The 17026-nt window shown below is 44.1% G+C and carries 11 protein-coding genes; 2 read left to right on the plus strand and 9 right to left on the minus strand.

The annotated features are described in order from the left end of the window. Nucleotides 1-10: 10 nt before the first annotated feature. The 6 genes from L3V23_RS05545 to L3V23_RS05570 all read right to left on the minus strand — a co-directional run bounded on the left by L3V23_RS05545 (nt 11) and on the right by L3V23_RS05570 (nt 9235). Nucleotides 11-1699, minus strand: a complete 1689-nt coding sequence (locus L3V23_RS05545) for an ABC transporter ATP-binding protein (protein ID WP_237292011.1) — start codon at nt 1697-1699, stop codon at nt 11-13. Then, entirely contained in the window at nt 1699-2859 is a 1161-nt protein-coding gene (locus L3V23_RS05550; protein WP_042480889.1) for an ABC transporter permease, read from the minus strand. The genes L3V23_RS05545 and L3V23_RS05550 overlap by 1 nt, the downstream gene beginning before the upstream one ends. 2 nt (nt 2860-2861) lie before the next feature. After that, nucleotides 2862-3869, minus strand: coding sequence for an ABC transporter permease (locus L3V23_RS05555; protein WP_042480893.1), 1008 nt, complete (start codon nt 3867-3869; stop codon nt 2862-2864). Between the two features lie 170 nt (nt 3870-4039). After that, nucleotides 4040-5959 carry an ABC transporter substrate-binding protein gene (locus L3V23_RS05560; RefSeq protein WP_102965854.1) on the minus strand — a complete coding sequence of 640 codons (1920 nt, stop codon included), beginning with the start codon at nt 5957-5959 and terminating at the stop codon, nt 4040-4042. Nucleotides 5960-6033: 74 nt separating this feature from the next. Further along, nucleotides 6034-7746 (minus strand): DUF2264 domain-containing protein, encoded by a 1713-nt coding sequence (locus tag L3V23_RS05565; RefSeq protein ID WP_237292012.1) that lies wholly within the window; start codon nt 7744-7746, stop codon nt 6034-6036. A 289-nt stretch (nt 7747-8035) separates the two neighbouring features. After that, nucleotides 8036-9235 (minus strand): anaerobic sulfatase maturase, encoded by a 1200-nt coding sequence (locus L3V23_RS05570; protein ID WP_102965852.1) that lies wholly within the window; start codon nt 9233-9235, stop codon nt 8036-8038. A gap of 180 nt (nt 9236-9415) precedes the next feature. Between L3V23_RS05570 and L3V23_RS05575 the strand changes: the two genes are divergently transcribed. Next, a complete protein-coding gene (locus L3V23_RS05575) occupies nt 9416-10891 on the plus strand; it encodes a sulfatase (RefSeq protein ID WP_237292013.1) in 1476 nt (491 codons plus the stop codon). Continuing rightward, nucleotides 10891-12354, plus strand: coding sequence for an arylsulfatase (locus L3V23_RS05580; protein ID WP_237292014.1), 1464 nt, complete (start codon nt 10891-10893; stop codon nt 12352-12354). The genes L3V23_RS05575 and L3V23_RS05580 overlap by 1 nt, the downstream gene beginning before the upstream one ends. A gap of 107 nt (nt 12355-12461) precedes the next feature. Here L3V23_RS05580 and gnpA read toward each other — a convergent pair whose 3' ends face one another. From gnpA to L3V23_RS05595, 3 genes are all read right to left on the minus strand, one after another. Then, nucleotides 12462-14648: a 1,3-beta-galactosyl-N-acetylhexosamine phosphorylase gene (gene gnpA / locus L3V23_RS05585; protein ID WP_237292015.1), complete on the minus strand. Its 2187-nt coding sequence runs from the start codon at nt 14646-14648 to the stop codon at nt 12462-12464. A gap of 80 nt (nt 14649-14728) precedes the next feature. Further along, on the minus strand, nt 14729-15898 hold the full coding sequence (locus L3V23_RS05590) for a glycoside hydrolase family 88 protein (protein ID WP_237292016.1): 1170 nt from the start codon (nt 15896-15898) through the stop codon (nt 14729-14731). A 39-nt stretch (nt 15899-15937) separates the two neighbouring features. Then, nucleotides 15938-16987, minus strand: a complete 1050-nt coding sequence (locus L3V23_RS05595; protein ID WP_237292017.1) for a UDP-glucose--hexose-1-phosphate uridylyltransferase — start codon at nt 16985-16987, stop codon at nt 15938-15940. Nucleotides 16988-17026 lie beyond the last annotated feature (39 nt).

Below are 17026 nucleotides of genomic sequence, written 5' to 3' on the forward strand. Positions count from 1 at the left end.
AATAATAGAATTAAACGGATATTTCAGGCGCTAATTCAGCGACGGGAACGGCTGAAATTAACTGTTGGGTATAAGCCTGTTCCGGATGGTATATCACCTGTTCCACAGCCCCTTGCTCGACGATTTTGCCATGTTGTAGCACTAACACTCGGTCACAGAAGTACTTCACTGTTGCAATATCGTGGGTAATGAGGATGAATGCTGTTCCATACACGTTCTGGAACTCGATAAGCAAATCCAGAACCTGAGAACGTAACGATACATCCAGAGCTGCCGTCGCTTCATCTGCAATAACCACTTTCGGAATAGTGACCAAAGCGCGTGCAATGACAATACGTTGTCTCTGACCACCCGAGAATGCGTGGGGATAACGGCTTGAGAACTGAGGTGGCAACCCAACCCACTTCATGATGTTACGAACACGCTCCTCACGTTCCGCTTTGTTCATTTCAGTACGCAGTTTAATTAACGGCTCTTCGATGATATCGAATACAGTCATACGTGGATTTAACGACGACCAAGGGTCTTGGAATATCAATCGAAGGTCCGCAAACAGCGGGTCACGTACCACACGTTTGTAGTCAGATAGCTCAATGTCAACGTTACCTTTTTCATCAACGTATTGAATCGTACCTGATGTCGCCGGAGACATACCAAGAATGGCTCGCCCTAAAGTACTCTTACCCGAACCAGATTCACCCACAATGCCCAACGACTCTCCCGGATACAGTTTGAGGTGAGCATTATCAACCGCTGTCATCGTGCTTTTTTTCTGGAACATTTTTGCAGGCTTATGAAAAACTTTCGTTACACCATTCAAATCCAGAATCGGACGAACATTGCTGCCCTCTTGCAAGCAATATGGCACTTTCACTTTTGAAGGTTTTTCTAGAGATCGCGTCGCTTCCATCAACTTTTTGGTATATGGATGTTCAGGACGCTCAAAGACTTGGCGAATATTTCCACATTCAACCATCTCTCCCTTTTCCATCACCACAACTCGGTCTGAAATTTGTGCAACAACACCAAGATCATGAGTGATGAACAGAATCGCCATACCTATTTCATCTTGCAGCTTCTTAAACAGATCTAAAATCTCTGCCTGTGTAGTGACATCAAGGGCAGTTGTCGGTTCATCGGCGATTAAAACGTCGGGGCGAGACGCAATGGCCATTGCAATCACGACCCGCTGTCTCTGACCACCCGATAACTCAAATGAGTATTTATTAATTAGACTTGATGGTTCCGGCATCTGCACTTGTTCAAGCAGTTCAATTGCTCTCATGTGCGCTTGTTGTTTCGTGATGCTTGGGTCAACCAGACACAATACTTCTTTGATTTGATCACCGACAGTGTGCACTGGGCTCAACGCTGCCATCGGCTCTTGTGAAACTAGTGAAAAGTTGAAACAGCGTAATGAACGCATACTCTTGCTGCGCGGATCCATTTGTGCAATATCAATAACATCACCCGTTTCGGTGGTGTAAAGAATCTCACCGGAATCTATTCGCCCTGGTTTATCTAAGAGCTGCATAATTGCAGACGAAGTGACCGACTTACCTGAGCCCGACTCGCCGATAACAGACAGTGTTTCACCACGATACAAATCGAATGACACATTTTTAACCGCATGGAAGTACTCCATACTGGTCGGAAAACTCACATTAAGGTTTTTAACTTGTAGAATTTTATCGCTCATTATTTTGCTCCCTGATCATGGTATGGGTCACAGGCATCACGCAGACCATCGCCAACGAAGTTCATCGCTAGAATAACAATAATTACCGCTACCGCAGGAATGAGTAGCCAAGTAGCTTCAGCCAAAGCTCGAATGTTTTGTGCTTCTTGAAGTAGTACACCCCAGCTCACCATAGGAGCTTGTAGACCTAAGCCAAGGAAGCTCAATGCTGTCTCACCTAGAATCATCATAGGAATCGCGAGTGTCACCACGGCGATAATGTGGCTCATGAAGTTCGGCGCCATATAACGTCGGATAATTTCAAACGGGCTATTGCCATCCAGCCATGCAGCAGCCACATATTCCTCGCCACGCAATGACATAAAGCGACTACGCACCACTCGAGCCATATCCGGCCAAGAAACTAAACCCAAAATGATGGTGATTAAGAAGTATTTGGTTAGTGAGCTCCACTCAGCTGGAAGAGACGCCGACAGTGCCATCCACAGAGGAAGTGTTGGAATCGATTTGATGAACTCAATCGTACGCTGAATGATGTTATCGACTGTACCGCCAAAATAACCCGACACACCACCGATCAAAATACCCAAAACAAATGTTGTGAATACCCCCATAAGGCCAACAGACAATGAAATACGTGCACCATAAATGAGACGCGACAACATATCTCGTCCCATACGATCTGAACCCAAAATGAAGAAAGGTTGCTTGGTATCGTGCGGCACGATGAACTTGTAACTCATCGGGATAAAGCCCATCAGTTCATAAGACTCTGTTTTGCCAAAGAATGAAAAGTAAACTTTAGTCTCTGGATCCAACTGATAATGCCTCTTTAAGGTGCGCTTATCTGTTTCACTCTTATAAAACTCCAAATGAGGAGCCCAGCGCCATCCATCATGGCTATTTTCAAACAAGCTCACAGATTGTGGCGGAGCATAGGTATAGCGTCTCCAGTTATCACTCGGATCAAACGGTGCAAAGAACTCGGCAAACGCAGCAATAACGTACACAATGATCAAAAACTTCAAACTGAACCATGCCAGCTTGTGCTGACGCATTTTCATGCCTATAAGCTGCCACTGAGTTGCAGTACTTAAATCAATAGTTTTCTTGCGGCGCTTAAACAGATGCCCAAGATTACGAATAGCAGACGTAGTCATAATTAAAACTCCTTCGCAACGCCAACACGTACTCGAGGGTCAATCCAGTACAGTAAAAGGTCAGAAATCAAGGTACCAATGATGGTGAGAATGGACATGATCAATAGAACATCACCCGCAACATACATATCTTGAGAACGTAATGACGCGAGCATTAGTGGGCCAAGAGTTGGGATGTTCATTACTTGGCTTACAATAATGTCTGCGCCCAGCAACGCAGGAAGCATCCAGCCGATAGTTGACACAATCGGAAGAATCGCAATACGAACTGGGTATTTCAAAATGAGTTTTGCTTCCGTTTGTCCTTTCGCTCGCGCTGTTTTTACATAGGGCTTTTTCAGTTCATCGAGTAAGTTCGCGCGCATGATTCGAATAATGCCAGCCATACCTGCGGTACCGACAACCAGAATGTAAATCCAGCTTCTTGAAGCAGCGTCCATGAGTTTTGCCCAAGACATTGGCTGGTCAAGATATGCATCAGAATATAAACCGGAAACCACGGTATCGAAGCTATAGTAACCAATCAGTAGAGCGACAATTGCAATCACGAAGTTAGGCGTTGCCATGCCTATAAATCCAAAAATCGTCGCTATGTAGTCTCCCCAAGAGTACTGACGTAACGCTGAATACATCCCAATCGGAATAGCGATTAGAAACTGGAAAATGAATACGGCTGCAGCAAGTGAAACTGTAGGCCATATACGTGGCTCTATCGTTTCCCACACAGACTGGTTAGTGGTTAGCGATATTCCTAAATCGCCAACTAACAATCCTGCAATCCAATTGACATAGCGTTCGCCCAGAGATTTATCCAAACCATACATTTCGCGCATGGTATGAATCATCTGCGGATCCACAGTTTGTCCCATCGCTTGAAGTTCAGCGATCTTGGCCGTAGCAAAATCTCCTGGAGGCAGATCTATAACGGCAAAAACGACAATTGATACGGCCAAAAGAGTGACAAATATAGACACTAGCCGCTTACCTGCAAACAGAAAAAAACTGTTCATTACTGTTCCTTAAATAGTGACACCAAATTGTTTACCACTGACGTGTGATGAATGTGAGCTTGGAGAAATTGAACACTTCTCAAGCTGCAGCTTTATAGGTTTATTTATTGTTATTCGTGCTAGTAATTGCCCCACGATCCCGTGGGGCAAGGACAATCAGACATTATGGATTATTGGCTTTTCCATAACTGGCTCATGCGCATTGGTCCAGGTGTTGGGAAGTTCCAAGACTGAGGCATATTTTCCGGAACGTTATGCAGTTTATTACTGACCACAACACCAGCAGGCATAGCTTCAACAGTACCAATCACGTAGAAATTTTCTTTCGCGATTTGCATGATTTCTTTCATGTATTTCTGTTGTTCTTCCTGAGAAGAGGTTTCTGTTACCTTTTTCCACAACTCAAGCTGCTGTTTCACGTAAGCTGGTGGTTCAACGGCAAACTCGTTGGTTGGCTCATTTGCCCATAGGTAGTAACCCATACCCCATGTAGATTCAGGGCTGAATGGGAAGTAGTAACGAGCTTCATCAATAACACCAACACCGCCTTCACCTAGGTTAGGAATCAAATCGAAATCATTCGTTAGACGAAGGTTGATCAGGTGATTAGATTCAATGATACGGATGTCTAGGAAGATGCCGACGTCTTTCCATTGGTTTTTGATCAGTTCTAATGCATCTGCAAATACGCCTTTTCTGCGAGTTTCAGATATCGCTTCAATACGCAGACGCTCGCCATTCTTAAGCAAACGATAGCCTTCCGAATCACGTTTAGTCAGGCCTAAATCATCAAGGATTTTGTTGGCTTTCTTAACATCATATTGCGTGTACTGCTCTACAGCATCTTTGTCATAGAAAGGCGAAATATCCGTTGGAGCAGCCTGATGAGGGCCTACAACACCTGAATATACTGTTTCGCTGATTTCCGAACGATCAATCGCATGTGACAGAGCAATACGGAAATCCTTATTCGCGAATAGCTCACGTTTTAGAGGATCTTTAGATGTTTGGTTCAAAGGCAGTGCAAGCTCAGTGCTTAGTGTGCTAGGACGGAACTTGTAGGTGTAATTGCCTTTCTCTTCATTTTCAATCAGCAAAGAACGGTACGATGTCTGACCGATATCGCGGTGTTGAAAATCCGTTTCGCCATTCGCGGCACGAAGCACCATTTCTTCCTGATCTTCACTGTAACGCCAACGAACTGAATCCAAATATGGTAGCTGGTTGCCTTCAGTATCGACCTGCCAGTAATAAGGGTTACGCTCATAAACTGCATACGTCGCGTTTGGTCCCGGTGGTGTGGTCACTTTCCATGCAGTAAGTACTGGGCGGTCTACGTTTGCATGGTGCTCAAGGAAATAATGCGCTTCACAACGTGTTGAAGCATATTGACGCCATGAATCAAATCCTTTTGCTTTCGCGTTTTCTACCGCTTTGTCATTGAACTTAGGCATAAATTGAGAACAGTAGTGTTTAGGGAAAGCGGTGAAACTTTCACTATCTACAGTCGCTAATGTGCGAATAAACATGCCGTTTGGTTTGGCTAAAGTGATTTTCACAGTATGCGCGTCAATCACTTCTGCTTTTGCTGAATCATGAGCAGGCAGTGCTAAAGGACGGTTACCAGAATGTTCTGGGTCACCAATAATTTCATTGATATAAAATGCAATATCGTCCGCAGTGAACGCAGTACCGTCAGACCATTTCACACCCTTACGTAGTTGAATAGTGAACTCAGTATTTTCGGTGTTTGAAGTAAAACCAACCGCTAAGTTTGGAATGACTTTCGAGTATGTAGTATCAAAATTAAACAAGTTGTCATAAGCGATGGTGCGGATGCGGTGACCGTTATCCATTGCTTTACCAACTAGGTTCAAGGTTCCACCGTATTGACCGATAGACTCATTCGGCTCAACAACCAATGGATTTTCCGGTAAACGTTCCTCAACTTTAGGTAACTTACCGGACTTCACCAACTCATTCAGCTGAGGCGCTTCATTATAAGTACCTGCCCAACTTGAGAAAGACAGCGCTGCAGCAACTGCTAAAGCCGCTTTGCCCAAATGAGGTATCTTATTGTGTTTCTTCATATTTAACTCCATAAGATGATCTATTGTTTCAAGGTTTTTGTTTTAAGGAATTCAAGGCATTACATAAGCAATGCTCATATATTTCCGGCCAGAACATGGACTTCTATGTCCGTGTCACCAACATTGATGACACCCGAAATAGCGGGAACACTGGAATGCGGATACACAACGTTGGTGTTCGGAGCGCACGGGTAGCAACAGGCTTGCCCCTGACCTCTGACCAACCGCAATTCACTAAATAATTTTTTGGATTCAATTCGCGAAGGCGCTGCGGCAGCGTGACTAAACCAGCCTCGCCACTCGTCCACACAATATCCGGTCATAAGGAACGACAAATCTCGGTCACTCGTTATTCGATGAATACGAACTTCTCGATCTGTTTGAAGAATTTGGTAGGTGGTAACGTTGCAACCATTGAATGGAGACCAGACAGAGACCAACGCCTCTCCCTCTCGGTAGGCTTCAATATGTCTCGGTCTGCTGTACCACTGCAGCGTTTCAGGATGCTGGAAAGCAAGAATGTTATCGCCCGCCCAGCCTTGGTTTATCCAACGGACACTGTCGATGCAGAACCCATGGGCAGAGCTGTAAGCAAATTTATAGTATTTATCGACACATTCACGTAGCTCGTTGCTGCCAGAAGCATTGGTTAATAAGTAACTGCCACCATTACGCCACTGAAGATGTCTGTCGTTTACCCACTGTGGTTTTGTGGTAGGCGTCAGTGATGCTAACTCTGCCTGCCAGAAAGGATGAGTATCTTCCATCGCTAAGGCATTAAACGCTTTAAAAGCTAATAGTGGTGACACCGAGCTGGTATAGAATTCACTCATGAGCAAGTTAGGGTAAGCGAATCCCGGTAGAAGTAAGCCGTTGTTGTCAGAAATAGGCTGATTCGCCCACCAGTTCATCCCTTGTGTCCAAAGCGTTCGCCATAAGCCAATATCAGGATGCTCTGGGTTAACTCTGGCAAGTTCGGCCCAAAAAGCTAATGCTGCGAAACGGTAATTTAATGAACGGCCGTAGGCGAGTTGACGTCCTTCAACGTCAAACCAGTCACTGTAAGTTTTCGCGAACTCTAACGCGTTACTAAGCAGTAATTCTTTACGTGGTGATTCTGGATTCCAGCGACAATACATCAAGGCGTAAAGCTGAAATGCCATAGGATTGTAGTAATCCATAACACCAGTGGCGCCATCTTCATACCAACCTTGCTCAAGCTGCATATCATCGATGGCTTGTAGATCGAACTCTAAGTTCAACGCATCAACAGCAATACCAAGCGAAGACAGAGATTCCAAAACAAGCACGCGGAACCAATACCAGTTGTTGGGTGGCAGTGCGATGTACGTAGACGATAGCAACCATTCAGACAAATTCGCTTGTTGCTCTTCAGTTAATGGTTGCCAGTAGATTTCAGGCGCTTCCACAAGCGCCATCGCGATGGCCGACATTTCTACAACTCGTTGGTCATAGTCCTTTGTAGGTTGCCAAAACTCACTAGAATCAGGCGTAGTTCCATCAATGATTCTCTGACTCAACAAATGATTGATTTCAGGATGAACATGCTTTGCCGGAACCGCTAACCATAATAAACGGCATACATATTCAATATCTGCAGTTTGACGCGTGTAATGGGCGGCACTATTTGCTTGAACATCTAATTTAACTTGGTCTGAAATAATCATTACGTGTTGATGCAACACATTCTTGGCTAATTCTGCAACGCTCTGACGAGTCGCAAATAAATTGTCTTTCTCGGTTAAATCTTTCCAGCACACAGACATTATAAATAATCACTCAGTTAAATAAGCTGCTTCGTTGGAAATAATTTAATATCACGAGTTATTATTATTAAAACGACTTTTTATATTTTCGATATCTGAGTCATAACTCCATCCATTCACCTCAATTATTTTTCGATTGCATCGCATTTTTTGACGAAAGATTAATTCACACTTTTACAAAAATTATTAAAAACAAATTAACAGAACATAAATCAAGAAAAATGGAACCCAAAAAATCATTAAGCGCATCGCACTTATAGAAGAAGATATTTACTCACTTCAATATTATTTATTCTTCCCCTTTGACGAAATGTGAGTAATAAATCACCGGCAATTGTTGTCTTAAACATTCACCCATCGCTTTTAAATACGGTTCAATATAAGAGAAGAACATAAAGTATCCTTCACAAAGATGGTGCTTCTCAGTGAACGAGATCTCTCCCTTTTGATTGATCCTCTGAGCAGGACAAGCGCCATGACACAAATTACGTTGTGAACACTGACCACAGTGCAGCGCGCTTGACGATGGTTTTCCGCGAGAAAAGTTCTGCTGGATTGGTGTTTCAATCAGATCTGGATAGTCACTGCGTTTTATGTTGCCCAGCTTAAATTGCGGATAAACAAAATGGTCACAACTGTACACATCACCGTTGTGCTCAATAACTAAGTTATTGCCACAGCTTGGCGAATGAACACAGCTCGATGAAGGCATACCCAAGCTCATGCCCAATGCATTGTCGAAGTGGCTTACAAACACACGACCAATATCGTTTTCACGCCAAGTGTTAAATACCTCAATCATGAAGCGGCCAAATTGCTTTGCTCCGACTGTTCGATCTGTGACACCTTTGCCTTTCTCAGCTTCAACGACCGGAATAAATTGAATGAATTGAACGCCAAGTGATGTGAGATGTTGATAAACCCTTCTACCGTGATTGCCGTTATTTGCTTGAATCACGGTTAACACGTTGTATTCCACATCATACTTTTGAAGACACCGTAGCCCTCTGACTACCTGCTGATAAGATCCTTTGCCGTTTCGATGTTTACGATAGTGATCATGCAACTCTTCGTCGCCATCAAGACTAATACCCACCAGAAAACGATTCAGTTTCAAAAACTGGGCCCATTCATCATTGATAAGCACACCGTTGGTCTGAAATGTATTCAACACATTCATGCCTTCTCGTTTGTGCTTATGCTGATAGGCGATGGCTCGCTTGTAAAAGTCGATACCGCGTAGAGTCGGTTCTCCCCCTTGCCAGCCAAAGGTCACCTCTACCGTGCCGCGGGGCTGACTTTCGATGTATCCCTTAATATGAGCTTCTAGAAGTTCGTCACTCATATCAAAACGATTTTGATTTGGAAAATATTCTGTCTTATCGAGATAGAAGCAGTAGTCACAATCTAGGTTACACAAGGGGCCAATGGGCTTAATAAGTACATGAAATGGATTTAAAGCGGTTGGTTTCGATGTAAATATGTGCATATGAGTTGCTTCATTGAGATTCGAAAAAGAAAATACTAAAGCATTAAACTCATGAGGTAGATAAGAATATATCGAACAAATTATTAATTTATCGTTTGCGAGTAAGTTAAAAAAATGCCATAAAAACACTCAACTAAATAGTTATAAAATCCAGTTATTTTTCATACATAAGTTGTCTATATGAATAAACCAAATTTACTCTATATATTCCCAGATCAATTCCGACAAATGTCGATGAGTTTGTGGAATGAATTACTATTTAAAGAACATTGTTCTGGAAAATCTGATCCAGTATATACGCCTAACCTCGATAATTTTGCTCAACAAGCCTATTTATTACCGAACGCTGTAAGTAATTGTCCAGTATGCAGCCCTCATCGTGGAAGTTTATTTACCGGCCAGTATCCAAATAAAAGTGGTGTTCCCCTTAACTGTAATTCTGATCGAGTAATATCTGACCTCCCAGCTAGCGCAACTTGCTTTACCGACATTCTGGCTCAATCTGGCTACCACGTTGGTTATATTGGTAAATGGCACCTTGATTTACCAACCCCTAATGCGCCTGATAAGCCCGGAGAGTATGTTGATTCCTCCGTCCCTGCCTGGGATTCTTATACTGAGCCACAGCGCAGACATGGTATTCATTACTGGTATGGTTACGGTACTTTTGACGAGCATCGTAACCCCCACTACTACGATACTGATGGCGTGAGACACGAACCTCGCACTTGGTCTGCTGAACACGAAGTAGACAAAGCTATCGCTTATTTAAAAAATGAGAATGCGGAAAGAGACCCAAGCAGTCCATTTGCTCTTTTCGTTTCTATGAATCCTCCTCATAGCCCTTATCAAAGTTTAGAAGACTGTCGTGAGCAAGACTTACAGCTTTATGAAGCATTCATCGATGAACAACTTCTGGTGCGTGACAACGCCAAACTGGATTTAGAGAAAGCCGCAAGCGCAAGATATTACTTTGCGAATGTCAGCGGCGTTGACCAGCAGTTCGGACGAATTGTTGAAACGCTAAAAGAGATTGGCGAATGGGATAACACTATCGTGGTGTTCACCAGCGATCATGGTGAAACCTTGTGCAGCCAAGGCCTAACAGATGCGAAAAACGTTATTTTTGAAGAAGCGTTCCTCGTACCATTCTTAGTCAAAGACGTTGATCAAACTCTGCCTAAAGTGTCTGAAACCTTTCTAAACAGCGCAGACATCATGCCAACGATTTTAGACATGCTAGGTCTAAAAGAGAACTTACCAACCAATATCACAGGCCAAAGTAAAGCGTCGTCGATTGTCGACAACAAGAACGACATTCATTCGAACTGTGCCCTTTATATTCGCAATTTAGATGGCGAAAAAGACGAAAATGGCAAAGTAGTTAGCTACTTCCCACAAAGCAGAGGAATTAGGACTGACCGTTATACCTTTGCCTTGGAAATCGACCGCAAGCTTAAGCTCGATAGCATTTTACTATTCGATAATAAGAGAGACCCTTACCAGTTAGCCAACATCGCTTGGCAAGCATCCGCTTCTCTCACTCAAGAACTACTTTCACAACTTGCTGCAGAACTGGCTCGTATCCAAGACCCTTGGGCAGAGCTGAAAATTCTAAACGATATATTACCTTATCCTCATTCTAAGGACTGTTAATGAACAATACTCCTCCTAATGTCATCATTCTCTATGCCGACGACTTAGGTTTTGGCGACTTGAGTTGCTATGGTGCCAACGATATTCCCACGCCAAATCTCGATAAGCTGGCAGACGAAGGCATTAAGTTTCATCAGGGTTATGCCACTGCAGCAACCTGTACTCCTTCTCGCTATAGTTTGCTGACGGGCAGCTATCCTTGGCGAAATCCTAACGCAGCCGTGTTACCCGGTGATGCCGCTCAAATCATCAGCAAAGATCAGCCAACGCTACCTAAGATGTTCAAAACCCAAGGTTACAACACAGGTATTGTGGGCAAATGGCATTTAGGTTTGGGAGATGGCAAGCTCGACTTCAATAAGTCAATTTCAGGCACACCGAATGATGTCGGCTTTGACCAATCTTTTATTATGGCCGCCACCAATGACCGTGTACCTTGCGTGTATATCGACAATCGCAATGTAGAAAACCTAGACCCAAACGACCCGATTGAAGTGACCTATGACTGGGACAAAGCATTTGCTGATGTGCCAAATGGGCGTAGCCATCCAGAGTTGCTCGACGTGATGTATGACCATGGACATGACGGCACCATCATTAATGGCGTGAGCCGTATTGGTCATATGCGCGGTGGACAATCTGCGATTTGGAATGACGAAACCATGGGCGAGCGTTTCGCCGAGAAAGCGATTGAGTTCATAGAACAAAACCAAAACACGCCGTTTTTCCTATACTACGCGATGCATCAACCTCACGTACCGCGTATTCCAAATCCTAAGTTCAGAGGCGCTACCCCACACGGCGTGCGTGGCGATGTCATCGTAGAAATGGACTGGTGCATTGGTCAGGTTCTTAACAAAATTGATGAACTGGGGCTCAAGCAAAATACCATCGTCATTTTCTCCAGCGATAATGGACCTGTACTCAATGATGGCTATAAAGACCAAGCAATTGAGCTCAACGGTCAGCATAAAATGGCTGGGCCTTTACGTGGTGGAAAATACAGTTTGTTCGAAGGCGGTACTCGCGTGCCATTCATCGTTCGCTGGCCTGAAACTATCAGCGAAAAGCACAGTCATGCATTAATCAACCAAGTCGATCTTTACCACAGCCTGGCAAAAGTTATTGGTTACGATCTGACGGAAGACGAAGCACCAGATAGTGAACAACAGCTCGAAGCGTTAATCGGTCGTGACCCGCATGGACGTGAGAGTATGGTGCTGGAAGGAATGCAGTATAAAAAAGTATTCCGCGATCAACGTTACGCCTACATTCCACCTCATGATGACGACTTCATCTGTCAATATACTGGTAATGAAAAAGGCAATATGTCATCGGCTCAGTTGTATGATCTGTTTGACGACATCGGCCAGTTAAACAACCTTGCGGATACAATGCCGGAAAAGGTTGAGCAAATGCAAAAGCTACTGGATGAGTCAATCAAGAACGAAAAGACTCGTTAAAGTGCCAAGTTAATCAAGGTCAGCGATTAACCTACCTATCGACACTCATAAACGTAAAAAAGGTGCATTCCCATGCACCTTTTGTTTTATCTCTACTTAGCGAAAGGTTAGATGGAGATCCACTTCCATTCATAGCCTTCCAAACTGATATTCACGAACTCGCCTTGAGCGTTAGACACCGTCACTTGCTGAGGCTCACTTACGTAGTTAACGGCAGCGACCATGCCAGTTTGCGGATAATAAGCGACATCAACATTTGGATAGTCTGACAACCACGCATGCTGCTGTGTCTCATTGTGGCTTAGCCATATCAATACTTGCTGTAGTAAACGGGCATTTTTCATATTGAATGGCAAATTACCCATGTATACCGAGCGCCCTTGACCATAATTGCGTGCCGTTAAAGCAAGGTGCTGACCTTGAGCAGCCAACACTGCAATATCTGTCGCCTGCGGATATACGTAACTAGGGTTGCCAAAGTCTAGTCCTTCAGTGACGTACTGGCTTAGGTAATGTTCTTTCGCGATAGACAGCGGCATCGCCACGCGGCCCATAGTCAGTGCCGTTTCTTTCTCTAAGCCAAATACATCACCGAGTTGGAAATAACGTCCATTTTTCTGAAACGCTGAAGGATCACATACCCCAAGCAGACCACCACCTTGGCCGACAAACTTGCGCAATGCCACCAGTACTTCACTGTTGTCCCAGCATTCGCCACCGCTCCATGCAGAGTTGGCATCACCCGTATTAATGATCACTTTGATATCTTCACTAATACCGTTTTGGATAATGTCGTCGAAACTGATGAACTCAACGTCAAACGGCAGACCCGCCAAACACTCCAGCAAGTTATTACCGACAAATTCCATCACATCTGGGCGTGGCGGAACATAGAAACGTTGATCTCTCGCTTGGTTTTGCAGCCAACTGCGAGCCTTACCCCAAGCACTTAATACAGCAATTTTGCCCGTCAACTTCTCAGATTCTGTGCCTTGAGTGTGTTGTAGATAATCGCCAAACTCACGTGATATCTCAGTTACATGGTCAATAAAATGCGGGAATTTATTAGCTAAGGACAAGTAGCCACCGTAACCAATTCTGTCCAGAGGCTTCTGCAACATTGCTCGGCGAATTTTCACCCAGTTAGACATCGACTCAACGACAGGATCATTACCTTCACGGAAAACATCTGGGAAGAAGTAAGGATAAAAACGCGCTTCACGAGTTTGTTCTCCCATCGAGTCCGTTAAGCGACGAAGTGCAACCCCGTCTTCCACCGCACCGATGTTGATATCAAGACCAATGTTTTGGTAGCTTTCTAAAAACGGTTCTGTACCAATCCAGTGGTCGCCCTGGAACATGGCAGTTTTCTTTCCAGCTTTATGCGCCATTGCGACTAACTCAGCGGCGAAATCAACCACAAACTCCTGAACGAAAGTCATCCAATCTTGGTAACGCTTTGATGGAGCTTTATAAGTGCCGTTGTAATAACCCGCATCCACGAAATCTTCTGGCGTTAAAGCGTAACCAAAACGCTTTTCAAAGTCCTCTAACGCTCGTGGGCTGACGGTTTCTCCGTAGCCAGTCCAGTCACGATAGATATCCTGATTTTGCTCACCAGTGTCAATTACGAACAAGAATGCGAAAGTCGTAAATCGTACGACTGTGGTGTTCGGATGTTCATCCAGCCACTGCGCAAAGTGCTTGATTAAATGTGCGCGACATTCTGGATGATAAGGATCTAAGCTCTTGATACGCGGCCCTTTCCAATCATTGGTTAGCGCATTGTACATAGATACGCTGTCCCACACCTGACGAGCCATAAAGGTCACCGTGTATTCATGGTATGGCTGTGTCTGCTTAATCAAAACTTGTTGAGTAGCAGCGTCAAATTCCCACAGCGACACATCAATAACGGTATTGGTCGTGCGGTTGCGTACTTCCCACCAGCATTTTGGATCGCTGTCGTCATCAAGCTCATACTTGTCTTTGCTATAGCCATCAAGAGGCTGGATAACAAGCGTCTCAGCCATAGCTGTGACAGGAAATGACATCAGATATTTACGATGTAAATACTCAGGGTGTTGATTGGCAAACTGTTGGTCGGCACGCACCAAACACACGACAGAATAAATATCGCTGTCTTGCTTTGCTAATGATTCCGGCATAGTAGTGCCATCACTGTCTCGCAAAGCGTCCGCTTGCCAACGTTGGTATAAATCCAATACCACTTCTTCTTGTCCAACCTCAACAGGCAATGTCATGTGCCCTTTAGTTGAAGAAACCTGTTTCATGTTCAAACTCCAAAACGTTAAATCAGCGGGCAGACTTGCCCGCGTAAATCAAAAAATAAAGGTAAAGACAATCAGAGGGCTTACCAGAAGAAGTTCTGATATCCGTTCGCACGCATTAGCGCTTCTAAGTAGTAGTAGTCACCATAAGGAAGCATGTTGTCGCATAGACCCACTTTGACAAAAGATGCCCCATGAGCCAGCAGACCAAGCGCACTTTCATCATGAGTTAGGTCGCACTGCTTCATCAGGCCTTGAAGCAGGTACAACCCCCACTCTCGATACATTTTTGCTTCTTGTTCGTCTTCAATACATTGAGCGATAAGCAGTAAACCGGCCGCAGTAATGGCACCGGCAGAGCTGTCTTTGTATTGAATTTCATCACTTGGAAGCAAGTAATCCCATACAGGAACGCCATCATCAGTAATATGATCAGTTGCGTACTTAGCCAGTTTCTTTGCCAACGTTAAAAACTGCTCATCTTTTGTATACAAGTATGTCTGAGCAAAACCATGAATAGCCCAAGACTGACCACGCGCCCAGCAAGAGTCATCCGCATAACCTTGGAACGTTTCACCTTTCAATGGTTGCTGAGTAATGGGATCGAAGTTGAAAGAGTGATAGGTAGAGAAATCATCTCGGACAATATGTTTCGCTAGCGTCTCGCTGTGACGCTTTGCCGCATTTGCATAAACAGGTGATCCTGTAATTTCAGAAGCCCAGAATAGCAATGCTGTATTTTGTAAAGAGTCGATAATTGACTTGCCCAGCGTCACTTCAGGGCCGAGTGGATGGGTATCATTCCATGCCACGATATAGCCACCAATTTTTCTGAAGCGGTGAATCAAATGATCAGCGGCCCTCAACGCCATCATTTTCGATTCTTCATCTTCAGTAAGTTTGTAATCTGCAACACAGCTAAGACTGTATTGAAAGCCTAAGTCATGATCGAGCCAGAACGGATCTAGAAGCATATTGGCAAAGTAGTTCTTACGCAGTTTTGCACTGTTCTTGAATATATCTTGCCCTGTCATTTGGTAACTCAGCCATAATTCGCCAGTCCAGAATGACGAAACCCAATCGAATTGATCGCAGTAGTCCCACTGATGAGTTGCCGTACCTATCTTAGGGTTGCGCTCACCAATTTTAGCGATATTGCGACGAATCGATTCCACAACAGTTGGTAAATGATTAACGACACTTTGCTCGTCCAACGCTGATGGCAATGGACGTAGAAATACTTTCTCGGTCATAGTGAATACTCTTTATAGATTAAAATTAATAACTTAAATTTATTTTTCTCGGTAATGAACATTACTTACAGCGCGGAGTTTTTCTGCTGCTTGCTCTGGCGTTAAATCTCTCTGAGACTCAGCAAACATCTCATAACCCACCATGAATTTTCTTACCGTCGCGCTACGTAAAAGAGGAGGTAAAAATGAAGCATGCACTTGCCAATGGTCGCTGTTGTCTCCCAAGGAGAAAGGCGCACCATGCCAACCCATGCAGTAAGGGAAAGAACACTGGAACAAATTGTCATAACGGGTAGTGATCTCTTTAAGAGCTATAGACAAATCGGCTTGCTGCTCTTCAGAGAGATCAGTGATGCGACTTACTTTTGTTTTTGGCAGAACAAGTGTTTCAAAAGGCCAGCCTGCCCAATAAGGCACCACCACCGCCCAATGTTCTGTCTCTACGACAACTCGTTCTTTATGCATCAGTTCGCGCTGAACATAGTCATGCAGTAACGGCGAACCCTGTTTGTCAAAATAGTCCCTTTGGTGATGGTCTTTTTTACTCACCATGGTAGGAATGAAACTGTTTGCCCAAATCTGTCCATGCGGATGAGGCTGGGAACATCCCATGGTTTCACCTTTGTTCTCAAAAATCTGAACCCACGGATAACGCTTACTTAAGCTGTTCGTTTCTTTAATCCAGGTTGCAATTACTTGCTCGATTTCAGTGTGTGAAAGCTCTGCCAGTGTCCGACTGTGATCTGGAGAAAAACAGATAACTCGGCTTTCTCCTTTTGCACTTTGAAGCATAAATAGCGGGTCATCCATCGAATCCTTTTCTGGAGTGTCTTTTGTTAATGCAGCAAAATCGTTTTTAAATACAAACGTACCCGTATAGTTTGGATTCACATCTCCACTAATTCGCTCATTACCTGCACATAAAAAGCATGACTTGTCATAACTGGTTGAAACCTCTGTTGCCGGCATTTCTTGTTGCCCACTCCAAGGTCGCTTCGCTCGATGTGGAGAAACCAACACCCATTCACCCAACAAAGGGTTGTAACGGCGATGGGGATGTTCAATTTCATCAAACTGGGTTGCTTTCATAGTGACTCAATATCCTTCTATACAATGTAAAATTCGCAC

Source organism: Vibrio sp. A1-b2 (assembly GCF_021726015.1).
GTDB classification, from domain to species: Bacteria; Pseudomonadota; Gammaproteobacteria; order Enterobacterales; family Vibrionaceae; genus Vibrio; species Vibrio diazotrophicus.